The 24,182-nt window shown below is 64.8% G+C and carries 20 protein-coding genes and 1 pseudogene; 11 read left to right on the top strand and 10 right to left on the bottom strand.

From position 1 onward, the window contains the following. Positions 1-25: 25 nt before the first annotated feature. On the bottom strand, positions 26-1,498 hold the full coding sequence (locus EJ077_RS11385; RefSeq protein ID WP_208702019.1) for an MATE family efflux transporter: 1,473 nt from the start codon (positions 1,496-1,498) through the stop codon (positions 26-28). A 342-nt stretch (positions 1,499-1,840) separates the two neighbouring features. Here EJ077_RS11385 and EJ077_RS11390 point away from each other — a divergent pair, with 342 nt between their 5' ends. Next, on the top strand, positions 1,841-2,644 hold the full coding sequence (locus EJ077_RS11390; RefSeq protein ID WP_208702021.1) for a L,D-transpeptidase: 804 nt from the start codon (positions 1,841-1,843) through the stop codon (positions 2,642-2,644). 56 nt (positions 2,645-2,700) lie between these two features. Here EJ077_RS11390 and EJ077_RS11395 read toward each other — a convergent pair whose 3' ends face one another. Beyond that, on the bottom strand, positions 2,701-4,170 hold the full coding sequence (locus EJ077_RS11395; protein ID WP_208702023.1) for an esterase-like activity of phytase family protein: 1,470 nt from the start codon (positions 4,168-4,170) through the stop codon (positions 2,701-2,703). Positions 4,171-4,450: 280 nt separating this feature from the next. Between EJ077_RS11395 and EJ077_RS11400 the strand changes: the two genes are divergently transcribed. The 4 genes from EJ077_RS11400 (at position 4,451) to EJ077_RS11415 (ending at position 9,644) form a co-directional block, all read left to right on the top strand. Further along, positions 4,451-6,862 (top strand): GcvT family protein, encoded by a 2,412-nt coding sequence (locus tag EJ077_RS11400; protein WP_208702026.1) that lies wholly within the window; start codon positions 4,451-4,453, stop codon positions 6,860-6,862. A 13-nt stretch (positions 6,863-6,875) separates the two neighbouring features. Next, positions 6,876-8,429: a trimethylamine methyltransferase family protein gene (locus tag EJ077_RS11405; RefSeq protein ID WP_208702028.1), complete on the top strand. Its 1,554-nt coding sequence runs from the start codon at positions 6,876-6,878 to the stop codon at positions 8,427-8,429. Positions 8,430-8,518: 89 nt separating this feature from the next. Beyond that, positions 8,519-9,274 (top strand): DUF4239 domain-containing protein, encoded by a 756-nt coding sequence (locus tag EJ077_RS11410; RefSeq protein ID WP_208702030.1) that lies wholly within the window; start codon positions 8,519-8,521, stop codon positions 9,272-9,274. Between the two features lie 55 nt (positions 9,275-9,329). Then, a complete protein-coding gene (locus EJ077_RS11415) occupies positions 9,330-9,644 on the top strand; it encodes a hypothetical protein (protein WP_127871667.1) in 315 nt (104 codons plus the stop codon). Positions 9,645-9,682: 38 nt separating this feature from the next. On the opposite strand, the gene EJ077_RS11420 is transcribed toward EJ077_RS11415, so the two are convergent. Next, entirely contained in the window at positions 9,683-12,403 is a 2,721-nt protein-coding gene (locus tag EJ077_RS11420) for an ATP-dependent helicase (protein WP_208702032.1), read from the bottom strand. 254 nt (positions 12,404-12,657) lie between these two features. Here EJ077_RS11420 and EJ077_RS11425 point away from each other — a divergent pair, with 254 nt between their 5' ends. Beyond that, positions 12,658-14,973 (top strand): glucose/quinate/shikimate family membrane-bound PQQ-dependent dehydrogenase, encoded by a 2,316-nt coding sequence (locus tag EJ077_RS11425; protein WP_208702034.1) that lies wholly within the window; start codon positions 12,658-12,660, stop codon positions 14,971-14,973. Between the two features lie 28 nt (positions 14,974-15,001). Here the strand turns inward: EJ077_RS11425 and EJ077_RS11430 are convergent, their stop codons facing one another. Next, on the bottom strand, positions 15,002-15,433 hold the full coding sequence (locus EJ077_RS11430) for a hypothetical protein (RefSeq protein WP_127277585.1): 432 nt from the start codon (positions 15,431-15,433) through the stop codon (positions 15,002-15,004). A 58-nt stretch (positions 15,434-15,491) separates the two neighbouring features. Between EJ077_RS11430 and EJ077_RS11435 the strand changes: the two genes are divergently transcribed. Both EJ077_RS11435 and EJ077_RS11440 read left to right on the top strand, forming a co-directional pair. Further along, entirely contained in the window at positions 15,492-15,629 is a 138-nt protein-coding gene (locus tag EJ077_RS11435) for a hypothetical protein (protein ID WP_208702036.1), read from the top strand. 212 nt (positions 15,630-15,841) lie between these two features. Continuing rightward, positions 15,842-16,728 (top strand): annotated as a pseudogene (locus EJ077_RS11440) (dienelactone hydrolase family protein). A 6-nt stretch (positions 16,729-16,734) separates the two neighbouring features. Here EJ077_RS11440 and EJ077_RS11445 read toward each other — a convergent pair. From EJ077_RS11445 to EJ077_RS11455, 3 genes are all read right to left on the bottom strand, one after another. Next, entirely contained in the window at positions 16,735-17,181 is a 447-nt protein-coding gene (locus EJ077_RS11445) for a response regulator (RefSeq protein WP_208702038.1), read from the bottom strand. Then, a complete protein-coding gene (locus tag EJ077_RS32570; RefSeq protein ID WP_208702040.1) occupies positions 17,178-18,326 on the bottom strand; it encodes a sensor histidine kinase in 1,149 nt (382 codons plus the stop codon). Before EJ077_RS32570 ends, EJ077_RS11445 begins: the two co-directional genes overlap by 4 nt. Before the next feature lie 144 nt (positions 18,327-18,470). Then, complete coding sequence (locus EJ077_RS11455) at positions 18,471-19,388, bottom strand: EamA family transporter (protein ID WP_208702042.1); 918 nt, start codon at positions 19,386-19,388, stop codon at positions 18,471-18,473. A gap of 89 nt (positions 19,389-19,477) precedes the next feature. Here EJ077_RS11455 and EJ077_RS11460 point away from each other — a divergent pair, with 89 nt between their 5' ends. Beyond that, positions 19,478-19,957, top strand: coding sequence for an Lrp/AsnC family transcriptional regulator (locus EJ077_RS11460; protein WP_208702044.1), 480 nt, complete (start codon positions 19,478-19,480; stop codon positions 19,955-19,957). A gap of 61 nt (positions 19,958-20,018) precedes the next feature. Here the strand turns inward: EJ077_RS11460 and EJ077_RS11465 are convergent, their stop codons facing one another. Next, the gene (locus tag EJ077_RS11465) at positions 20,019-20,216 is read right to left on the bottom strand and encodes a hypothetical protein (RefSeq protein WP_015317249.1); all 198 of its coding nucleotides are present in this window, start codon (positions 20,214-20,216) and stop codon (positions 20,019-20,021) included. 232 nt (positions 20,217-20,448) lie between these two features. After that, positions 20,449-20,934, bottom strand: coding sequence for a thioesterase family protein (locus tag EJ077_RS11470; protein WP_208702046.1), 486 nt, complete (start codon positions 20,932-20,934; stop codon positions 20,449-20,451). 184 nt (positions 20,935-21,118) lie between these two features. Here EJ077_RS11470 and EJ077_RS11475 point away from each other — a divergent pair, with 184 nt between their 5' ends. Together EJ077_RS11475 and EJ077_RS11480 are read left to right on the top strand one after the other, a co-directional pair. Continuing rightward, on the top strand, positions 21,119-22,534 hold the full coding sequence (locus EJ077_RS11475; protein ID WP_208702048.1) for an FAD-binding oxidoreductase: 1,416 nt from the start codon (positions 21,119-21,121) through the stop codon (positions 22,532-22,534). A 101-nt stretch (positions 22,535-22,635) separates the two neighbouring features. Beyond that, a complete protein-coding gene (locus EJ077_RS11480) occupies positions 22,636-23,154 on the top strand; it encodes a hypothetical protein (protein WP_208702050.1) in 519 nt (172 codons plus the stop codon). A gap of 57 nt (positions 23,155-23,211) precedes the next feature. Here the strand turns inward: EJ077_RS11480 and EJ077_RS11485 are convergent, their stop codons facing one another. Next, entirely contained in the window at positions 23,212-24,174 is a 963-nt protein-coding gene (locus EJ077_RS11485) for a Dyp-type peroxidase (RefSeq protein ID WP_208702052.1), read from the bottom strand. Positions 24,175-24,182: the final 8 nt, after the last annotated feature.

Raw genomic sequence — 24,182 nt, forward strand, 5'->3', positions numbered from 1 at the left:
CTCGGTCGAACCGGGGCTGCGCACTTCAGTCGTGCGGCGTTTCAGGCGTCATGTTCGCGCGCTGGCGCGGCATGCCAAGGCCGGTGTCGGGCGGTTCGCCGGCAGCCGGCCTGTTCTCGATCATGTGCAAGCTGCGCCAGCCGCCGAAGCGGTAGTAGGCCGCGGCCAGCACCAGCGAGGCGATCGAACCGGCCGGGAAACTCCACCACAGCGCTTCCTCGCCGATCACGCCGCGCATGTAATAGGCGAAGCCGGTGCGCACGATGAGCACCGAGATCACCAGGATGATCAGCGGCGGCATCACGGCCCCCGTGGCGCGCACCGTGGCGAACAGCACGATGGTGATGCCGAACAGGATGAAGGACCACGATGCGACGGTGTTGATGTGGGCGGCGATATCGATGGCGGCGCTGTTACTGGTCAGGAACAGGCCCAGGATCGAGCGGTCGAAGACCCATAGCAGCGCGACGAGGGCTCCGGTCAGGACAAGGTTGAAGCCGACGCCTGAGGCGGCAACGCGGCCGATCCTGTCCCAGCGGCCCGCGCCGACATTCTGCGCCGCCATGGAAGAGACCGCGGCGCCGATGGCGAGTGCCGGCATCTGGATGTAGGTCCAGAGCTGCGCGGCAATGCCGTAGGCGGCGGCGACCTGCGAACCGTACGAGTTGACGATACCCATCACCGTCAGCGCCGCCGCCGAGATGACGATCATCTGCAAGCCCATCGGCACGCCCTTGAAGACGACGATGCGCAGCAATGCCGGATCCGGTCGCAGCAGAGCGAGATTGGCGCCGGCCAGCCGCAACGGATGCTTGCGCGCATAGAGCACGACGAGGATGGCGATGACGCTCACGGTCTGGCCGATCAGCGTCGAGGTGGCGGAACCGGCGATGCCGAGTTCGGGAAACGGACCGATGCCGCGGATGAGCAGGGGATTGAGCACGATGTCGAGCACGACCGCCAGCGCCATGAAGATGAAGGGCGTGCGGGAATCTCCGGCACCGCGCAGCACGGTCATGACGAAGGACAGAAGGTTCATCATCGGCACGGCGACGAAGATGATGCGCAGGTAGGAGCGCGCCAGCGGCAAGGCGTCGGCCGGCGTGCCAAGCGCGCCCAGGACGGCATCGACCCAGATCCAGCCGCAGACCGCGAAGACCACCGAAACGAGGAAGAAGAAAGTGGCGCTGGTGCCGACGATGCGGCGCGCCTCGGGCAGGTCGCGGGCGCCGACCGACTGCGCCACCAGGATGGTGGCCGCCATGCCGATGCCGAACACCGTGCCGAGGATGAGGAACAGAACGAGGTTGGCGTTGGAGGTCGCGGTCAGCGCCGATTCGCCGAGGAAGCGGCCCACCCAGACGGCATTGACCGAGCCGTTCAGCGATTGCAGCACGTTGGAGCCGAGCACCGGCAAGGCAAACAGCAGCAGCGTGCGCGGGATCGGGCCGCTGGTCAGGTCGCCGGTGCGCCGACGCGCGGGTATTTCGTCGTTCATGGCGGGCAACCTGGCAAATGTGACTCGGGCCGGCGACGATATCGCAGGCCGGACCAAGATGCACCCTGCGCCGAGGAGCAGTGACCGATCGATCGTGCAATGCATGCGCGCGAAAGTGACCTCGGTTTTGCGAGAACGACGTGCATCAAGCAGCACCCTGAAGCGCGACGCGTGAATCCGTTTCGACGCGGCGCGCTTTAGGCTTGATCGCGGGCGACGCGCCGAAGGCGGCGGTTCGCTTGCCGTGATCCAATCATGTTCTCAAATCTTCCGGAATGGGATATTGGTCCTGAACGTGGGGACGCATTCCTTGCGAGATCTTATGCATAAACCGGGGGGTTCATGTCCGATAGGTCGATTTTTTCCGAGCGCCTGAACCGGCGCGCGTTTCTCGGCGCGTCCGCTTTGGGGGCCGCTTCCCTGACGCTTTCGGCGTGCACCACGACCGATGTTGCGCCGCCGACAGCGGCGCCGGCCCCACCGTCGGCCGCGCCAATCGAGCCGGCCTTGGGCGATACCGCAAGCATGTATGCGGCGCGCACCGATGAGGGCTATCAGCTGCCGGCCATCCCGGTTGCCAAGCTCGATCCGAAGTTCGTGCGCCAGGTCGTGGCCGATCCGACGGGAGAAAAGCCCGGCACGATCGTCGTCGATGTTTCCGAGCATTTCCTCTATCTGGTGCGCGATGGCGGCAAGGCCATCCGATACGGCGTCAGCCTCGGCAAGGCCGGTTTCGGATGGACCGGCAGCGCCGTGGTCCAGGCGCGCAAGAAGTGGCCGGTGTGGACGCCGCCGCCCGAAATGATCCAGCGCCGGCCGGAACTGGCGAAATACAAGGACGGCATGCCGCCCGGCCCGCAGAGCCCGCTGGGCGCCCGCGCGCTCTATCTGTTCCGCGACGGCAAGGACACGATGTACCGGCTGCACGGCACGCCGGAGTGGGATTCGATCGGCAAGAACGCGTCGTCCGGCTGCGTGCGCTTCATGAACCAGGACATCATCGACCTTTACAGCCGCGTCAACGGCCCGGCCCAGGTCTTCGTGCGGCCCAACCTGTCGGCTGCCGGCAAGATCATGGCTGTGTCGAGCAGGACGGCCGAGCCGATCGATGCGGGCGTGCCGAAGGACGCCGAGTTCCTGAAGTAAGCCTTCACGGCCTGCTTGGGCGGACGCGCCAGGCGCGTCCGCCTGTGCGGTGATCGTTACTTCTTCTCGAGACCCGGCAGCGTCACCTGATAGACCAGGAACATGGTGTCGACATCGGCGCCGTCATCGGCCTTGTAGGGCGCGCCAACCTGGAAGCCGTCCTGGGCGAGGAAGTCGTTGTCGTTGCCGACGAACAGAAAATAGTCGTCGGGCAGCTTCGGATCGAGGACGCTCGCGACCGACATCGCTTCCCACTTTTCCGAGAGCTCATTGTGGTCCTTCGCCCCACCATTGTGCAGGCCGAAACGGCCAAGCTCAGCGGCGTCGTTGATGTCGATGAACGGCGTCAGCTTGGCCGGGGTCACCGACGGGTCGAGCACGCCCTTGGGCGCGACCGGCTTGTCGGCCGCGTCGAAAGATCCGCCCGCGATGTCGGTCGCGCCGGACAGGTCGACGATGTTGATCTGGCGGTAGAGTGAGGCGTCACCCTTCTTCAGGCCCTGGCCGTTGCCGCTGTCGCGTGCCAGCATCAGGAAGGACGTGTCCGAAAGCGCCACGATCTCGCTCTGCGCGGCGACCTTGGTCTTGCCCTTGGCATCCTTGAACACCGGCAGCGGCACGACATATTCATGCGCGAGCTTCAGATGGGCGAGGTCGGAGGCATCATAGACCAGCGCCCGGGTGTTCTGCCGCGTCGAGGATGAATCGCCGCCATCCTGCCTCGGAGCCGACTGCAGCACGGCGATCAGGAACTTGCCGTCCGGCGTCATCGCCATGCCTTCGAGGCCCTGGTTGTTCTGGCGCCCGGTTTCGGGATCCTTCGGATCGGGATCGGCGGCGCCCGGGCCGGGATTGTCGGAGGAGAAGTTCGGCGCCCCCTTGCGCATCGGCACGAGGGCCGCCGGCGGCTGGGTCGCCGACATCAGGCTGCCTTGCGCGGAGAACCTGTAGATGTTGGGGCCGTACTCGTCGGAGATGAACATCGAACCGTCGGGCAGCCGCACGATGGCCTCATTGTCGAGAGCGAGCTTGCCGTTGGTGGCGACGGGCAGCATCGGCATGTCGCCGGCGGCCGGGCGCACATCCGACAGCGGATCGAGGCCGGTGGCATCAGCGCCCTTGTCGTCGGTGAGAAGCATCGTGTCGGCAAGCGCCGCCTTGACGCCCGTCTGCTCCTGGCCGGCGGCGGGAGCCGCGCCCGGCGCGACAGGCGTGAACTCGATGCCGATGGTGTTGAGACGCGGCCGGTAGTCGGTGGTGCCGGCGACATTGTAGCCACGGTCGGGCAGGAGCCAGAGCGATCCCTTGTACGTGCCCGCATCATGCGTCCAGCCGGATGTGTCGATCGCCATGCCGGAGCCCGAGCCGAAGGTCTCGCCGAACTTGTCGCGCTGGTCGGCCGGGATGCGGCCGACGCCGACCAGGCCCTTGTTGATGTAGGCCACGCCGTCGGCAAGCGCCGGGGTGAGGGCGGTGAAAAAGGCCAGGGCGACGCCGAGCGAGGCGGTTCGGGACAGATGTTTCATGGACAATCCTCTTTGTGACGAAGCATGCCGGAGCGGCCGAAGGACAAACGGAAAGAGGTGCCGCATTGACGATGCCGCGCATGCCTCCCCGAAAGCGATCTAAGGCGTCAACATGATGCTTGCGTGACAGCGCGCGATACCGACCAGCGGCGGTCTCCAAGTGCCGATGAAAACGCTGGTCGGCATGAGATTGTTGATCGCCCGTCCGCAGTATTCAGCGTACTGGACACTTATGTACAGTACGTATATGGTGCCGCCACTGACAGACCGGGAGGAAGCCTTGAAGTCGCACTACCGCGCAGTTGTCATTGGGGGTGGCGTGGTGGGCGCCTCGGTGCTCTACCACCTGACGCGGTTCGGCTGGAGCGATGTGGCGCTGATCGAACGCGCCGAACTGACCGCCGGTTCGACCTGGCACGCGGCGGCCGGTTTCCATGCGCTCAACGCCGATCCCAATGTCGCGGCGCTGCAGGGCTACACCATCAACCTCTATCGCGAGATCGAGGCCGAATCCGGCCAAGACATCGGCCTGCACATGACCGGCGGCGTCAACATCGCCAGCGATCCGGCGCGCTGGGAGTGGCTGAAATCGGCCTGGGCGGTGTTCCAGTCGGTCGGCATCGAGACGGCCCGGCTGGTTGCGCCCGACGAGATCAAGGCGATCTGCCCGATCGTTGACGTCACCGGCGTGCTCGGCGGCCTTCATGACTCCAACGAAGGCCATCTCGATCCGTACGGCACGACGCACGCCTATGCGGGCGCCGCCAAGAAGCGTGGCGCCGATGTCATCCTGCGCAACCGCGTGGTCGAGCTGAAGACGCGCGCCGACGGCCAGTGGGATGTCGTCACCGAGCAGGGCACCATCGTTGCCGAACATGTCGTCAACGCCGGCGGGTTGTGGGCAAAGCAGCTCGGCCGCATGGCCGGCGTCGACCTGCCGGTGACGCCGATGGAGCATCATTATTTCGTCACCGAGGACATTCCCGAGATCGCGGCGCTCGACCGGGAGATCGGTATCGCCGTCGATCTCGACGGCTTCTCCTACCTGCGCCAGGAGCGCAAGGGCGTGCTGCTCGGCGTCTATGAGCAGAACCCGAAGCACTGGAACATGGACGGCGCGCCATGGGACTATGGCATCGAGCTGATACCGGAAGACATCGGCCGCATCAGCCCGGAACTCGCCAAGGCGCATGAACGCTTTCCTTGCCTGGCGACGGCCGGCATCCGCAAATGGGTCAACGGCGCCTTCACCTTTACCCCCGACGGCAATCCGATCGTCGGGCCGGTGCGCGGCGTGAAAAACTACTGGGTCGCCTGCGGCGTCATGGCCGGCTTCAGCCAGGGCGGCGGCGTCGGCAAGTCGCTGGCCGAATGGATGATTTACGGCAAGCCGCAGGCCGACATCTTCGGCATGGACATCGCCCGCTACGGCGCCTTCGCCGCCAACCGCGAATATCTCAGGCAGACGACGCGCCAGTTCTATTCACGCCGCTTCGTCATGACCTTTCCCAATGAGCGATTGCCGGCGGGCCGGCCTTTGAAGCGCGCGGGCGCCTATGACGGCATGGCTGCTGCCGGCTGCGAATGGACGGCCTCCTGGGGGCTGGAAATCCCGGCCTATTTCGCGCCGATGGGTTTTTGCGAGAACACGACGCTCAAGCGTTCCAACGCCTTCGACATCGTCGGCGACGAAGCGCTGCAGGTGCGTCGCGCCGCCGGCCTCGTCGATATCTCGGCCTATTCGCGCTACGCGATTTCGGGGCCGGGCGCCGAGGCGTGGCTAGACCGGCTGCTTGCCTGCCGGCTGCCGAAGGCGGGCCAGGCGCGGCTGGCGCCCATGCTCGGACCGGATGGGCGGTTGAAGGGCGATCTGACCGTGATCAACTGGGGCGGCGGCGACCATTGGCTGATGGGCTCCTACTATCTCAGGGAATTTCACCTGCGCTGGTTCGAGAGCCATGCGCGAGCGGGCGTCACGGTCACCGACATTTCGGATGCCATCAGCGGCTTCCTGCTGACCGGCCCGAACGCGCGCAAGATCCTGGAACGCACGACGCATCAGGACGTGTCGGGCAAGGCGCTACCGTTCATGGCCTGCGGCGCGTTCGATGTCGGCATGGTGCATGCGCGGGTTGCCCGCCTCTCCATCGCCGGCGAGCTCGGCTTCGAGATCAGCTGCCCCATGACCATGCACGCAAGATTGCGCGAAACGCTGCTTGCCGCTGGCGAGGACCTCGGCCTGGCCGAGATCGGCTACTACGCACTCAACGCGCTGCGGCTGGAGAAGAGCTTCGGCATCTGGTCGCGCGAATTCACGCAAGGCTACACGCCGGGCCAGACCGGGCTCGACCGCTTCATCGCCTTCGACAAGGGCGATTTCACCGGCCGCGACGCGGCGCTGAAGGAGCGCGACGCCGGCGCCGCGCAGCGGATCGTGACGCTGGAGATCGACGCCGTCGATGCCGATGCCAGCGGCTTCGAGCCGGTCTGGCATGGCGGCCGCCGTGTCGGCTTCGTCACCTCGGGCGGATTCGGCTACACGATCGGCAAGAGCGTCGCGCTGGCGTTGGTGGACGACGATTTCGCCGGGGAGGGGACGGCGCTTTCGGTACACATTGTCGGCGTCGAGCGGACGGCGCGGGTCATCTCGGCCTCGCCCTATGATCCCCAGGGCAAGGCGATGCGGCAATGAGGAGGAACTTCCGATGATCGATGACGCGGCACGAGACAGCAGGCGCGAACGCCGGCGCGGACGCACGGGCGAGGCCGGCAGCGAATCCAGCCGCAAGCCCAATTACCGGTCGCTGAAGAACCCGTTCCTGCCGCAGCCGATCTTTTCCGACGACCAGGTGGCGTCGATCCACGACACGGCGCTGCGCGTGCTGGAAGAGCTCGGCATCAAGGTGCTGCTGCCGCAGGCGCGCGAAGTGCTCGCCCGTGCCGGCGCGCTGGTCGATCCGGACACCGATATGGTGCGCATCGGCCGCGATATGGTGGTGGCAGCCTTGGCCTCGGCGCCGCGATCGATCTACGCCAATGCAGGCGCGCGTGCTCGCGATTTGTCGCTCGAACTGGGTTCCATGACATTCCTGGCGGGCTCCGGCGCGCCCAACGTCACCGATCTCGACCGCGGCCGGCGGCCCGGAACGCTGGTCGCCTTCGAAGAACTCATCAAGCTGGTGCAGCATTTCGATGTCTTGCACATGCTGGGGCCGTGCATCGAGCCGCAGGACATCGACAACCGTTTTCGCCACTATGCCGTCAATCGGGCGCAGCTGACCCTGTCGGACAAATTCCCATTCGTGTTCGCGCGCGGCACGCCGCAGGTCGATGACAGTTTCGAGATGATCAGGCTGGCCCGCGGGCTGTCCGAAGACGAGTTCCGCTCCGGCGCGCATTGCTACACCGTCATCAACACAAACTCTCCGCGCCAGCTCGACATTCCCATGGCGCAAGGCATCATCGATTTCGCCAAGGCGGGGCAGGTGCTGATCATCACGCCGTTCTGTCTGGCCGGTGCGATGGCGCCGATCACGGTGGCCGGCGCCCTGACCCTGCAGCATGCCGAAGCACTGGCTGGGCTGATGCTGGCGCAGATCGTGCGGCCGGGCGCGCCGGTGGTCTACGGTTCCTTCTCCTCCAATGTCGACATGAAATCGGGCGCACCGGCGTTCGGCACGCCGGAGCACGTCAAAGCCACACTGGGTGCGGGCCAGCTGGCACGCTTCACCGGTCTGCCATGGCGCTCCGGTGGCGGCAGCGCGGCCAACATCTCGGACGCGCAGGCGGCGCACGAGACGCAGTTCGCGCTATGGGGCTCGGTGCTGTCGGGCGCCACCGTCTGCATCCATGCGGCCGGCTGGCTGGAAGGAGGCTTGAGCGTTTCGCTGGAAAAGCTGGTTACCGATATCGAGGCGCTGCAGACGGTGGCCGAACTCTGTGCCGCGACGCCCGGCGACGACGACGCAATTGGCTTCGAGGCAATCGCCGAAGTGCAGCCGGGCGGCCACTTTTTCTCGGCTGGCCATACCATGGCGCGCTACCGCACCGCCTTCTACGAGCCGCTGGTGGCCGACTGGTCGAATTTTGGCAACTGGACGCAAAGCGGCTCGAAGACCGCCACTGAACGCGCCACGGGTATCTGGAAGCGCATCCTGGCCGATTTCGAGCCGCCCGCTTCGGCCGCCGCCACGTCGGGCGTGCTCGACGCGTTCATCGCCCGGCGCACCGAAGAGGGTGGAGCGGCGCCGGTTTCCTGAAGGCCGGCAAACGCGCGTCAAGACGTCTGAAGCTGGCTCAATTCCAGCAGCCATTGGCAATCCGCGCGTCTCGTGCAGAAATGAGCGGCATGCGCGAAGCATTGATCGCAACGGTGATCTTGCTGTCCCTGGCGGGGGCAGCTTTCGCCGCCATGGCCGTGTGGCCCAGGATGCCGGTCAGGCATCGCGACGACGATACGAATGCCGTGGTCCGGCTCGCGGCCAATCTGTTCGGGGTGATGACCTCGCTGATGCTTGGGCTGATGATCAACTCGGCCAAGAACACCTTCGAATCGATCGATCACAATGTGCATGCCTATGCGACGGAACTCATCCTGCTCGACAGGACCTTGCGCCAATACGGACCGCAAACCGACACGGTGCGCCAGCCGCTGGTCGCCTATGTGCAGAGGGTGGTGGCCGACGCCATGCAGGGCGACGAAACGCCTGCCGCCGGCAATGAGCTGTCCGAACATCTGTTGACGGAGATCGGCACACGGCTGGGCGCGCTGCCGCCGGCCGACGCGGCGCGCGCCTCCGTCTTGCAGGACGCCCGTCAGCGCCTGCAGAAAGTGCTGGAACTGCGCTGGGTGCTGATCGAGCAGTCGGAGGGCACGATCCCCTGGCCGCTGATCGTCATGCTGGTTACGTGGCTGGCGCTGATCTTCGCCAGTTTCGGGTTCAGGGCGCCGAAGAATGCGATCACTGCCGCGACCTTCATGGTCTCGGCCGCGCTGATCGCCGGGGCGATCTACCTGATCCTGGACATGGATGTGGCGTTCTCCGGGCCGATCCAGATTTCGTCGGCGCCGCTGGAGCGGGCGTTGGCGGAATTGCAGCGATGATGCGGAACCGGCGGCATTTCCCAGACATTCATGGGGATGGCCAATGGAGGACGACATGGGTTTCGACCAGTATCACGAACCGCCGGAAGAACTGTCGCAGCAAGTGCGCACCTTCGCCCGCATGATCGCCTCGCTGATCGAGGAGGCGGAAGCGATCGGCTGGTACGAACAGCGCATGTCGGTGGAGAAAGACCCGCAGGCCAAGGCAATCATGAAGAACGCGCAGAGCGAGGAGTTCAAGCATTTCGGCATGGACCTCGAATTCCTGCTGCGCCAGAAGACGGACTGGCGCGCGGAACTGAAGGAAATCCTGTTTACGACGGGGGATATCGTGAAGGCCGGCGAGAGGGGCGAGAAGAAGGTGGATTGAACGGCTTCGCCGGCTTCTTATCAAAGCCTGGCCCCAACTCACACCGGCAGCACAAACCCATCCAGCACGCGCTTCTGGCCGGCCTTGTCGAAGTCGATGGTCAGCTTGTTGCCTTCGATGGCCGCGATGTTGCCGTTGCCGAATTTCTGGTGGAAGACGCGGTCGCCGACGCTGAAGGCGGACGGCGTGTCGGAGACGGATTTGGCGACCAGTTCGCCGTCGATGGTGCGGCCCTTAACGCTGGTGCGGCCGGCGCCGTAGCCGGAGTCGGTCTCGCCATAGCCGATGCGCTCGACCTGATGGCCCGAGCGCGTGCCCCAGTTGCGGTCGGTCGCCTCGGTGCGGTTGGCCTGCGCACGCTGCCAGCCGGGCGTCGAATAGGTGTTGGAGAAGGCGCCGGATTTCTCCGCGCCGCCCGAATTGCCGCCGATATCGTCGAAGCGCGAGGCGCCATACGGGTTCTGCCTTCCTGCCCCTTGGCTGCCGCCACGGCCGGACGCGAACGAACCGCCGCCATAGGGGTTGCCGTAGCCGCCATAGGAATTGCCGGCTTCGGCGACCTCGACATGGGTCTCCGGCAGTTCCTCGAGGAAGCGTGACGGGATGGTCGATTGCCACAGGCCGTGGATGAGGCGGTTGGAGACGAACCAGATATGCAGGTTCTTCTTGGCCCGCGTCAGGCCGACATAGGCGAGGCGGCGCTCTTCCTCGAGCCCCGAACGGCCGCCTTCGTCCAGCGCGCGCTGATGGGGAAACAGGCCTTCCTCCCAGCCGGGCAGGAAAACGGTCTCGAATTCGAGGCCCTTGGCCGAGTGCAGCGTCATGATGGAAACGGCATCGAGCCCGGCATTCTGCTCGGCATCCATGACCAGCGCGACATGTTCGAGGAAGGAGCGCAGCGATTCATACTCCTCCATCGAACGGATCAGTTCCTTCAGGTTCTCCAGCCGACCGGGGGCTTCCGCCGAACGGTCGTTCTTCCACATGTCGGTGTAGCCGCTCTCTTCGAGAATGGTCTCGGCGAGCTCGGTGTGCGGCGTGGTTTCCAGCGCCTTCTGCCAGCGTTCGAAATTGGCCGCGACCTCGCGCAGCGCGGCGCGCGGTTTCGGCTTCAACTCGTCGCTTTCGGCGAGCGTGCCCGCCGCCTCCAGCATCGGGATGCGCATGCCGCGCGCCGTGTCGTGGATCTGGCGGATGGTCGCTTCGCCCAGGCCGCGCTTGGGCACATTGACGATGCGCTCAAAGGCGAGGTCGTCGGTGCCGTTGGCGACGACGCGGAAGAAGGCCAGTGCGTCCCGGATTTCCATGCGCTCGTAGAAACGCGGGCCGCCGATGACGCGGTAGTTCAGGCCGAGCGTGATGAAGCGGTCCTCGAAGGCGCGCATCTGGAAGGACGCGCGGACGAGGATCGCCATGTCATTCAAATTATGCTTCTGGCGCTGGTAGGCTTCGATGGTCTCGCCGATGGCGCGGGCTTCCTCCTCTGAATCCCACGCGGCGTGGACGTTGACCTTGCCATCCTCGGGATCGTTGCGGTCGGTGAACAGCGTCTTGCCGAAACGGCCCTCGTTGTAGGCGATGAGATGGGAAGCGGCGCCCAATATGTGCGCGGTCGAGCGGTAGTTGCGCTCCAGCCGGATGATGGTGGCGCCGGGAAAATCCTTGTCGAAACGCAGGATGTTGTCGACCTCGGCACCGCGCCAGCCATAGATGGACTGGTCGTCGTCGCCGACGCAGCAAATATTAACTCTGTTTTCGCTCACGGGCTGTTCCGCGCCTGCCGGCGCGGGCCCTCCGCCCCCTCTTTTTTGCGCGCCTTCGGCGTCGCGTGAGTGGCCTCGCAACGGCTCGGACGCCCGGTCGGGCTTGCGGCCTTCGGCCGATCGCAGATCGGTTGATGGTGATGAAGTGCGCCCAGCATCGGGCCTTTGCGCCAGGAGGCGCAGCCACATGTACTGGGCGGTGTTGGTGTCCTGGTACTCGTCGACGAGGATGTATTTGAAGCGCCGGTGATAGTCCTTCAGCACATCGGGATTGGCGCGGAAGATGCGGATCGGGTGGCACAGCAGGTCGCCGAAATCGCAGGCGTTCAGCGTTTGCAGGCGTTCCTGGTAGGCCTTGTAGAGCTCGCGGCCCTTGCCGTTGGCGAAGCTGCGCGCATCGCCCTCGGCAATGTCGGCCGGGCCCTGGCCCTTGTTCTTCCAGCCGTCGATCATCTGGGCGAACTGTTTTGCGGGCCAGCGCTTGTCGTCCAGGCCCTCGGCCTGGATCAGCTGCTTGATTAGCCGCACGACATCGTCGGTGTCGAGGATGGTGAAGTCGGATCTCAGGCCGGCAAGCTCGGCATGGCGGCGCAGCAACTTCACGCCGATCGAGTGGAAGGTGCCGAGCCATGGCATGCCCTCGACATTGCCTTCGCCGATCAGGATGCCGATGCGCTGCTTCATCTCGCGCGCGGCCTTGTTGGTGAAGGTCACTGCCAGGATCTGCGAGGGGAAGGCCCTGCCGGTGGCGAGGATGTGGGCGATGCGGGTGGTGAGCACGCGAGTCTTGCCGGTGCCGGCGCCGGCCAGCACCAGAACCGGGCCTTCGGTGGTCTCCACCGCCAGCCGCTGCTCGGGGTTCAGCCCCTTCAGATAGTCCGGCGCATTGTTTTGGCCGCCGCGGGCTGCCATGGCGCGCGCGGCAATGCCCGACGGGGCCGTGGGCCGCGCATTGGGTTCGTCGAAAAAGGGCATGTCTTCGGAAAAGCCGGACATCTCCCCGAATGTAGTGATTCGGGAGGGAAAGACCAGAACTGTCTACGTTTTGTTCCGGTAAAGTGCCTGATACGGCCACTCGAGCGATATGGCGGCCGGCGTTGTGAACAACCGCAGGGGGACAAGGTTGCCGCCGCGGACCCTTGACCTGCGCTTGACAGGCGCGGCGGTCGGGAGAAAGTTGCGTACGGGGCGGCACGCAATGCCGGGTTGCCCAGAGCCGCCATGCGCGCAACAGTCGAAGGAGTATCATCTTGGCTGTCACCATCACCTCCCTCGTCCTCTTCCTCATCGGCCTGGCGCTTGGCGCCGGCGGCATCTGGTTGGCTTCGCTGGGCGGCAGTTGGTACTACATCATCGTCGCTCTCGCCTTCCTGGTCGCCGCCTGGCTGCTCTACCGGCGCCGTTCCACGGCGCTCTGGCTCTATGCGGCGATCGTGCTCGGCACGCTGGCCTGGGCGGTCTGGGAAACCGGTTTCGACTGGTGGGAACTCGGCCCGCGCGGCGGCATCATCGTGCTGGTGGCGCTGTGGCTGCTGACGCCGTGGGCGCGGCGGGGCCTTGCCGGTCCGGACGGCCGCGCGCCACTGATCCTTGCCGTGCTGGCGTCGCTGGCGGTGGCCGGCTATTCGATGACCACGGACCCGAAGGACATTGGCGGCGCGCTCGACACCGACAAGGTGATCCCCAACGCCAATCTCGGCGGCGATGTGCCGGCGGGCGAATGGCACTATTACGGGCGCACGCAGTTCGGCCAGCGCTATTCGCCGCTCGACCAGATCACTCCGGACAATGTCGCCAATCTGCAGCCGGCCTGGACCTACCGCACCGGCGACGTGAAAGGTCCGGACGATGTCAGCGAGACCACCTACCAGGTGACGCCGCTCAAAGTGGGCGACACGCTCTATATCTGCACGCCGCACAATTTCGCCATCGCGGTCGATGCGGCGACCGGCAAGGAGAAGTGGCGCTACGATCCCAAGATCAAGCTCGACAAGGACCGGCAGCACCAGACCTGCCGTGGCGTCTCCTATTATGCCGATGCCGCAGGCGCCGCCGGCCAGCCCTGCGCGACGCGCGTCTACCTGCCGACCTCGGATGCGCGGCTGATCGCGCTCGACGCCGCCAACGGGCAGGTTTGCCCAGCCTTTGCCGAGGGCGGCACGCTCAATTTGTTGACCAACATGCCGTATCCGAAGTCCGGTTATTACTACTCGACCTCGGCGCCGCTGATCGCGGGCGGCAAGATCATCGTCGGCGGCGCGGTCAACGACAATTATTCGACGCAGGAGCCGTCCGGCGTCATCCGCGCCTATGATGCGAGCACCGGCAAGCTGCTGTGGAACTGGGATTCCGGCAATCCGGACCAGACAGCGCCGCTTGCGGCCGGCCAGACCTACACCGCCAACTCGCCCAACATGTGGTCGACGCCGAGCGCCGACGAGAAGCTCGGCCTGCTCTACGTGCCGCTCGGCAACCAGACGCCGGACCAGCTCGGCATGGGCCGCAGCGCCAATGTCGAGAAATTCTCCTCCTCGATCACCGCGCTCGACCTCAACACCGGGCAGTTGAAATGGGTGCACCAGACCGTGCATCACGACCTCTGGGACATGGACGTGCCGGCGCAGCCGAGCCTGGTCGACATCACCAAGGCCGACGGTTCCGTCGTGCCCGCGCTGGTCGGGCCGACCAAGCAGGGCGACCTCTATGTGCTCGACCGGCGCACCGGCGAGCCGGTGATCGCGGTGAAGGAAGTGCCAGCGCCGGGCGGCGCCATCGAAGGCGACCACACATCGCCGACGCAACCGGTTTCCGATCTTACCTTCATGCCGAAGCCGCTGACCGGCGCCGACATGTGGGGGATCACCATGTTCGACCAGCTGGCCTGTCGGATCGAATTCCAGGGCCTGCGCTATGAAGGCCGCTACACGCCGCCTTCCGTCCAGGGCTCGCTGATCTATCCCGGCAATTTCGGCACCTTCAACTGGGGCGGGGTAGCGGTCGATCCGGTGCGGCAGGTGATGTTCGGCATGCCGACCTACCTGGCATTCAAGTCGCAGCTCATCCCCCGCGACCAGGTGCCGCCACCGGACGAGGGGCGCGGCAGCGAGCAGGGGCTGAACCGCAATGAGGGCGCCCCCTACGCAGTGGTCATGGGGCCATTCCTGTCGCCGCTCGGCATTCCGTGCCAGGCACCGCCCTGGGGCTACGTCGCCGGCGCCGATCTGAGGACCGGACAGATCGCCTACAAGCACCGCAACGGCACCGTCTACGACATGACGCCACTGCCGTTGCCGCTGAAGGTCGGGGTGCCCGGCATCGGCGGGCCGATGATCACGGCTGGCGGCGTCGCTTTCCTGGGTGCCGCCGTCGACGATTATCTGCGCGCCTATGACCTGACTTCAGGCAAGCAGCTCTGGCGGGCGCGGCTACCGGCCGGAGGGCAATCGACGCCGATGAGCTATACGGTCGCGGACGGGCGCCAGTTCGTGGTCATCGTTGCCGGCGGCCACGGCTCGGTCGGCACCAAGCCTGGCGATTATGTGATGGCCTACGCGCTGCCGAAATAGGCGGTGCCGGGGTTCGGCGAAGCGAGGATCAGCCGAGCCCCAGATGGCTCTTCAGGCTGGGCACCGAGCCGAGCACCTGGTTGGTCAGATCGGGGCCGGCGGCTGCCTCGGCCTGCTGGACCAGCGTCTCGCCTGCCTTCTGGATCTGCGCCATGTCGAGGCCGGATGCCTTGAGCGCGGCGAGGCCGTTGACCAGCGCGCCGGCCTTCTCGCCCAGAACGCCGCCAAGCGCGCCTTGCAGCGAGGACAGGAAGCCGCCGCCGCCGGCCGGGGCGGCCATGACGTCGTATTTCTGCGCCAGCGCATCGGCGCCCGGAATCTTGGCGAAGAAGGAGGAGGCGCTGGTGCCTTCCGCCTCATGCTCGAGCACCGAGAAAATGGTGCCGACAACCTTTTCGGTCGTCGCCTGGTCGAGACCGGCCTTCTGCGAGACGGTGTTCACGATGTCCTGGACGTCCATGACTTCACCTCAACCTTGGGTTTTCGTGTTTGCCGGATGGCGCTGGCGGCTGCGTACCTTGACCATGGACCTGCGGCTCGCCGCAACAACGGCCGCGCGCATCGCCAGAACGGCGGTCGCAACCATGAAAGCTGTTGCGAGCATCGGCGAGGTCATGGTCATCGGCATTGTTCCTTCCAGATCGGGCCTGCCGTGACCGCCAAAAGCGGCCGGCCAGCCAGTTTCCCCCACTATTGTGGCAGCGCCATCAAGATTTTCACCGATGACAAAAACGTGATGATCTTCAGCGGCCTGACTGGCGGTCTTGGAGGCGGCGAGGTGTCACGGTCCAGTGGACGATGAGAGGCTCGCCCCTATCTTGCGGACGGCAAGGACACCGAAGTCAAGACACGGAGATCGAGGAAGCCCATGACCGACGTCACCACCAAACCCGTCATCACCCAGGCGATGATCGACGCCTAGACGAATACACCCATCTGACGCTGGATCGCCGCCGCTTCATGGAGCAATTGACCAGGCTTGCCGGATCGGGCGCGGCGGCGGCCGCGATCGCGCCGATGCTGGCTGCGAACTCCGCGCAGGCGGCAATCGTGGCCGAAAACGATGCCCGCGTGAAAGGCGAGGACATCACCTATCCCGGCAGCGGCGGCGAGATGAAAGGCTATCTGGTCAAGCCGGCAAACCAGACCGGCAAGCTCGGCACCGTCATCGTCATCCATGAAAACAGGGGGCTCAACCCGCATATCCGCGACGTTGCCCGGCGTGTGGCGCTGGAAGGGTTCGTGGCGCTCGCGCCCGATTTCCTGTCGCCGCTCGGCGGCACGCCCACCGATGAGGACAAGGCGCGCGACATGTTCGGGAAACTCGACCCGACGCAGACCGTGGCCAACGGCGTGGCGACGGTCGCCTTCCTCAAGGCCGACAAGGACGGCAACGGCAAGGTCGGCGCCATCGGCTTCTGCTGGGGTGGCGGCACGGCCAACATGCTGGCCGTCAATGCGCCCGACCTCGCGGCGAGCGTCGCCTATTACGGCATGCAGCCGAACGCCGCCGACGCGTCTAAGATCAAGGCTGCGCTGCTGCTGCATTATGCCGGCCTCGACGAGCGCACCAATGCAGGGATCGACGCCTTCAAGAAGGAGCTCGACGCCGCCCACGTCGAATACACGGTCTATGTCTATGAAGGCGCCAACCATGCCTTCAACAACGACACTTCGGCGGCGCGCTACGACAAGAAGGCGGCCGATCTCGCCTGGGGCAGGACCGTCGCTTTCCTCAAGCAGAAGCTGGCTTGATCGTCGTCACCTTGCCGGCGCCCAGATCGTCTCGAATGCCGGCGACAGGGTGAAGCCCGCGGGGCGCTCCGACGTGGGCGGCGGGCGCCGCACGCCTTCCTGCAAATAGCGCAGGGCGGAGGTTACCCCATTCACCGTATAAGGCTTGGCGATGACGCCGATCGCCCCGGCAAAGTGGTCGGGAATGCGTTTCGGGTTGGCGGTCATGAAAATGACCATCGAGTTCCTCCTGTCTTCAATATATTCGGCAACCTCGATGCCGGTCGGGCCATCGGTGAGATGGACGTCGACAAAGGCGATGTCGGCCTGCGTGGCGTCGACCATGTCCTTTGCTTCGGGAAGCGATGTCGCCCAACCGACGACGCTGTGCCCAGCGTCGTTGACCAGGCTCTCCAGTTCCATCGCCAGCAGCGCCTCGTCCTCGACGATCAGGACCTTGAGCGGCTCAATCATGACAGGTTCCCTTTATGCTGTGGCCCGTTGGGCATCGAAATGACAACACGAGTGCCGGGACCGGCATCGCGCCATTCGATGTCGGCGCGCAATTGCCGGGCAAGCGACTTGATCAGCCGCATGCCGAAGGAGGCGTCGCCATTGGCGCCGGCCATGCCGACGCCGTCATCCGAAACCTCGATATTCAAATGGCCGTCCGGCTGGCTCATCTTGATGCCGATGCTGCCCGATCTCGTGCCATCAGCCCCTTCCTTGAAGGCATGCTTCAACGCGTTGGTGACGAGCTCGTTGACCATCAGCGCCACCGGCGTTGCCTTTTCGGCCGGGACCACGATGGGCTCGAGATCGAGTTTCGGGTTGATTTCCGAACGTCCCGAAGCTGTCAGCAGGTCGGAGACGAGATCCCTGGCAAAGTCCGACACATCGAATTTGCTGACGTCCTTGGACTGATAGAGCCGCCGATGCACGGTGCTGAGCGCCTCTATGCGTTCCAGCATCGTGCCCAGCGAGCGTTTCAGGTTCTCGTCACTGACGGTCCGGCTCTGCATGAGGATGAGCGAGGAGATCATCTGCAGATTGTTCTTCACGCGATGGTCGACCTCATGCAGCAGCGTGGTCTGCGCCTCGAGCGCCGCTTCGAGTTCCGCGGTGCGTTCCCGCACGGCCTTCTCGAAGCGATCCTTGTCCGCGGTGATGCGATGTTCCGAACGCTTGCGGTCTGAAACATCGAGCTGGGAGGCAAAGAAGAACTGCAATTCGCCTTTGTCGTTGGAGACAGGGCTTATGTAGAGCGCGTTCCAGAAGCTCGAACCATCCTTGCGGTAGTTCAGGATATCGACGCTAAGATCGGTCTCGTCCTCGATCGCGGCGCGTATTTCTGCGATCGCGGCCTTGTCGCTCTCGGGTCCCTGCAGGAAGCGGCAGTTCTTGCCGATAACTTCGTGGCGCTCGTATCCCGTCAGGCGCAGGAAGGCGTCGTTTGCAAAGACGATCGGATTGTCCTGCCGGCGCGGATCAGTAATGATCATCGACATCCGCGTTGCACGGATCGCCGCCGCGAAGGGGTCGCCCTTGCCTTGCTCGACATGAAGGTCGTCGGTCATGTGCCATGCGTCGGCCGGTTCCCTGGTCCTTTTCCAGTCCATCGCGTCGCTCCAAGCCATTTTTCGTGGGGAGACAACGGCTCAAAGTCAGATTTGGTTCAATCTCGAGCGGCCTGTCGCAGTTCGTCGCAGGCCGGGAACCGATGGAGGTTTTTGCAACCGACTGAGAGGAAAGAGATTTCTCGATCAGCCAGCCGAGACCGGCTTGTGGACGGCGACGCCGGCCACGACCAGCGTGATGCCGAGGCAATCGGTCGGGCCGGGAATCTGGCGCAGCACGAGGACGCCGATCAGCGTCGCGGTGACCGGCAGCAGGGACAGCATCAGCGCGAAACTCGCGCGCGGCAACCGCGCCATGGCGAGTTGATCGCAGACATAGGGTATGACCGAGGAACAGACGCCGACGCCGATGGCGGCGATGAGCAGCGGCGGCGAGAAAAAGGCGGGCAGCGCGTCGGTGAAGCCGATCGGCAGCACGACGACGAAGGCGACCGCCATGGCGGCACCCAGGCCGGCTATGCCGTCGCCAGCGCCGGCGCGCGCGACACGGTGGCCAAGCACGATGTAACCGACGAAGAGCGCGCCGTTGAGGAAAGCCCAGAACAGCCCGATCGGGTCGCTTGACCATCTGACGTCGATCAACAGCAAGGTGCCGGTGACGGCTATGGCAAGAGCGGCCAGATTTCGGGCGCTCCCGAGGCCGACCAGCGCAATGCCGATGGTGCCGACGAATTCAATCGCGGCCACCAGCGAGATCGGCAAGCGGTCGAGCGCCAGGTAGAACGAGCAGTTCATCACCGCCAGGCAAGCGCCGAAGGCCAGCAACAACAGGCGCGTCCGCGTATCGGTTCTGGCGAAGGTTCGCCAGGGCCGCGTCAGCGGCGCGAAGATCAGCGCCGCGGTGGCGATGCGCAGCCACGCCATGCCGAGCACGCCGACATGCGGGAAAAGCAGCACGGCGAAGGCCGGCCCGAGATAGTGGAAGACCGCGCTGACCGCGAACCAGAGATGCGGTGGCAGTCTCGTCGCCAGGCTGCCCGGGCCGGCAAGAGCAGGCCTGGTGGCATCGCGACCGGCAGTCGGGACTTGCGCCTGGTCATCCATCGGCGCAGTATCGCAGGCGATCTTTCCGGTTTATATGGACGATGAGCAGCAAGTCTGGTCATTTATTTCCAGGAAGCAAGGATTTTTCTATGAAACGCCTTCGAAGTGAAAACGTCGACCTCGACGCCGCCGACATGAAAATATTGCGCTTGCTGGAAGAGGACGCGCGCATCAGCACGGCGGAGTTGGCGCGCTCGGTCGGCCTGTCGGCGCCGAGTGTGGCCGAGCGCCTCAAGCGGCTGCAGGAGAACGGCGTGATCGAAGCTTATTCGGTCAGAATCAATCCCGCGGCGCTTGGCCTGAAACTGTCGGCATGGCTGCGCATCCGGCCGGTGCCGGGGCAATTGGCGGTCGTGGCCGAGATCATCCGCGACCTGCCCGAGATCGCGCAATGCGACCGGGTGACAGGCGAGGACTGTTTCATCGCGCTGGCGCATGTCGGCTCGGTGGCCGAACTCGAACGGGTGATCGACCGCATCATCCCCCATGCGATGACCAACACGGCGATCATCCAGTCGTCGCCGGTGATCGCGCGCTCGCCGCTGGCGGCGATCAAGCGGCAGGTTTGATCTCGGTGAGATGTTGCTTGAGAAAAATGTCAGTTCCAGACGGCGATCGAAATCGCCCGCCTCAGGCGTGGCCGCGCTTCAGGCGGGCGCGTTTCAGGATGCTGCGCCAACGAATCATGTCGAACGGAATCGGTTCGTTGTTGTTGGCGATGTGAAAGATCTCGTTGTCGACATTCTTGAGCGAACGCCAGAAATCATAGTCCGATATGCGCGGATCGGCCGCCAGCCTGTCCACCTCGACCTTGATGTCGGTTTTCATGCACGTCCCTCGAACCGGCTTTGCCGCGCCGCCCGCCAAACAACCCAGTGCGGACGTTTTCGACCGCTCCGCTGAGTCGTTCAACGGCTCAATTGGCTTGTTCCCGTTAAAACCTCGGTAAGGTTAATGCGGGTCCAGGACCGCTTCAAGCGCCGGCGCCAGTGGATTTGAGGGGGCCAGCGATTTTGGTTCGCGGGTGTGGCTTTGAAGTCGTTCCGTCCTCGAATTTGCCCTAGCCCTGCTTGCGCCTGATTCCGATCGAGCGGCCGGCCCGTTCGGGCATTGGCAGCACCGAATGGGCGGCGCGCATGGCTTCGATCCTGGCCAGCACATCGGCCGGGAAGGGCGCCACCTTCGGCCCCGACATGTCGACATGCAGCGACAGGGTCTCGGACGTGGCGGCGAGCCAGCCATCGACATGGCGGATTTCCTGGTAGGCCCTGAGCCGCTTCTCGTCATGGTCGATGAGCTGGAAGGAGACTATGACCTTGTGGTCCAGGTGCAGCTCCTGCACGTAGCAGACATGGACTTCGGCGGTGTAGATGGTTAGCCGCCGCTCTTTCACATAGTCCAGGCCCATGCCGATCGCCTCGAAGGCCTCGTCCGAGCAGCGGTCGAACAGCACGTTGTAATAGGCCATGTTGAGATGGCCGTTATAGTCGATCCAGTCCTTCTCGATGTCCATGGGCTTGGAAACGAAGGGGGCGAGGATGGACATCGAAACTTCCTTGTTCTGGTGCTGGACAGAGCGTGGCCGTGGAGACTTTTTGTTTTGACGAAATTCCCTAGGGAAAGCGTTAGCGCTTTTCCCGGGAAAACCGCTTCACACTTTTCCTGGAATTGCTTTAGGCATTCATAACCGCATGACAAGCATGCATGCTGGTCCATTCGCGGAGGAATTCATGGCTCTCAGCGACCTCAATCCGGTCGAACGCAACGAGGAAGGCATCGCGGCGGTGCTCGGCATTCTCAAGCAACAGCTCGGCGAGCGTTTTCAAACCGGCCAGGCGATCCGCGCCCAGCATGCGCACACCACCACCTATATCCCGACGCAGGCGCCGGACGGCGTCGCTTTCCCGGAGACGACGGCCGAGGTGCAGGACATCGTGCGCGCCTGCGCGGCGCACCGCGTGCCGGTGATCGCCTTCGGCGTCGGTTCCTCGCTGGAGGGCCATACCAATGCGCCGGGTGGCGGCATCTCGGTCGACACCTCGCGCATGAACCGCATTCTTTCGGTCAATCCGCAGGATCTCGACTGCACGGTGGAACCCGGCGTGACGCGCGAGGACCTGAACCGGCATCTGCGTGACACCGGCCTGTTCTTTCCGATCGACCCCGGCGCCAATGCCTCGCTCGGCGGCATGGCGGCGACGCGGGCGTCCGGCACCAATGCGGTGCGCTACGGCACGATGCGCGAGAACGTGCTGTCGCTGACCGCTGTCATGGCGGACGGCGAGACGGTGACGACCGGCAAGCGGGCGAAAAAGAGCTCGGCGGGCTATGATTTGACCAGGCTGCTGGTCGGCTCGGAAGGCACGCTCGGCATCATCACCGCGCTGACCTTGAAGCTGCAAGGCATTCCGCAGGCGATCTCGGGCGGCGTCTGCCCGTTCCCGAGCGTCGAGGCGGCCTGCAACGCGGTGATCGCGACGATCCAGATGGGCATTCCGGTGGCGCGCATCGAACTGGTCAACGCGCTGCAGATGCGGGCGATGAAGACTTATTCCAAGCTCGACTATCCCGAGAGCCCGTGCCTGTTCGTCGAGTTTCACGGCAGCGATGCCGGCGTTGCCGAGCAGGCCGAGACTTTCGGCATGATCGCCGAGGAAAATGGCGGTGGGCCGTTCCTGTGGACCAGCGTCGCCGAGGAACGCACCAAATTGTGGAAGGCCAGGCACGACGCCTACTGGGCCTCGCTGACCTTGCGGCCGGGCGCCAAGGGCCTGTCGACCGATGTCTGCGTGCCGATCTCGCGCTTTGCCGAATGCGTCACCGAGACCGAAGCCGACATCGCCGAAATGGGTCTGATCGCGCCGATCGTCGGCCACGCCGGCGACGGCAATTTCCACGTTCTCGTGCTGATGGATGTCAACGATCCCGAGGAAATCGCGCTGTCGGAAAAGTTCGTCGCGCGGCTCAACATGCGGGCGATCGCCATGGAGGGCACCTGCACCGGCGAGCACGGCATCGGCCAGGGCAAGATCGGCTTCCTGCGCCACGAACTCGGCCATGGCGTCGACATCATGCGCACCATCAAACAGGCGCTCGATCCGCAAAATATCATGAATCCGGGCAAGATATTGCCTGATATGGGCTAAGGGCACCGTGAGGCGCCGGTCTTGACCGCGCCGCCATTCGGGTCGAGGCTCCTCAAGTGGCAAGCCTGGAAAGACAGGCGTGCCGGCTGAGGAGGACTGTCATGGCCATTTCACGCAAGGAAGAAGCGCGCGCGCTGAGCGCCGATGAAAAGGAATTGGTGGAGAAGTCGCACCATCCGGCGGTGCAGGAACTTTCCGACGCAGACCTTTCCGGCCTGGTCAAGCTGTTGCGGGAACGGCGCGACAAGGCGCAGACCGAAGCGCACCGCCGCCGTCGTGAAATCCGCGGCAAGGGCGCGGCAAAGGGCGCGACCGCCTCGAAGGCCGACGGCGGTTCACAAGTGAAGCTTGCGGTGCTGGCGACGGCGATGCGGCGGCTGAACGGCGAGGCCGAACGGCGCCGCCAACTGGCGGCCCGCATTTCGCTGGTCGACAATGCGCGCAAGGCGATGGCCTTGAAGCAGAAAGCCCCGGACGGTCCCACGCACAATTCGCGCACGGCGCACAAGGGTATGCGGACCGTGGCCAACCAGAAGGTTGCAAGCCTGGTCCGACCGGCGGAACTCGGCCGGCAGCGCAAGGCGGCCAAGGTGGCGCAGGCGAAGCGCGACCCACGTTGAGGGGCCGCGGATAGAGGCCGCCAGCCGACGCTCTACCGCGCAGCGACAAAGCTTCTCTTACTTCGCCTGCACAAGCGTCTGCAGCATGGGACGGGTCGGGGCGAAGAAGGTCGTGCCGGTGTGCGGCGTCGAGACGTCGAGCAGCCGGTCATAGGCGCCGGGCGGATCGCCGACATACATGCGCTGCAGCATTTTCTCGGTGACCCAGAGATATCTGCTGTAGCCGATGAAATAGGTTCCGAACTCGTTCTGCCCGGGCCTGCCGAATGGCATGTTGTCGCGCAATATATCGTATTCATTGCCGTCGGCATCCTCAATGGTGGCCAGCGACTTGTGCGATTTGCGCGGCGCGTCGTCGTCATCGATTTCGATGTTGTCGATCTTGGTGCGGCCGATGATCGCCTCCTGCTCGGGCGTCGGAATGCGCGCCCAGGCCTGCATGTCGTGCAAATATTTCTGGACCACGACATAGCTGCCGCCGGCAAAATCGGCATCCTCGTCACCGACCAGCGCCGAGGCGGGCAAGTCAAGGCCGGCCGGGTTGGCGGTGCCGTCGACGAAGCCGAGCAGGTCGCGGGCGTCGAAATAGCGAAAGCCCGTCACTTCGTCGACGACGGTCACACCGGGACCAAGCCTGTCGAGCAGGATACGTTCGAATTCGAAGCACATGTCGGGCCGCTCGGCGCGAATGTGGAAGAGCAGGTCGCCCGGTGTCGTTGGCGCCGAATGGACCGCGCCCTTGATCGGCGCGAACGGCTTCAGCTCCAGCGGCCGGCGGCCGGGGCTGAGCCGATTCCAGAGATCGCTGCCGATGCCGGCAATGCACGACAGGCGCCCGCCAAGGTCGCGGAATCCGACGGTCTTGACCAGGTCGTCGAGTTCGCCGAGCACGGAGGACACCCTGGCCAGGGCCGGCTGTTCGCCGGCGACGGTGACGACAAGGAAAATCGCCGATTGCGAAAGCGGGGCATCGACGCTCTGCGCATCAATCGGCACACGGTCCCAGTTCTTGCCCGACATCCGAGAAT

This window comes from Mesorhizobium sp. M8A.F.Ca.ET.057.01.1.1 (assembly GCF_003952565.1).
GTDB lineage: Bacteria > Pseudomonadota > Alphaproteobacteria > Rhizobiales > Rhizobiaceae > Mesorhizobium.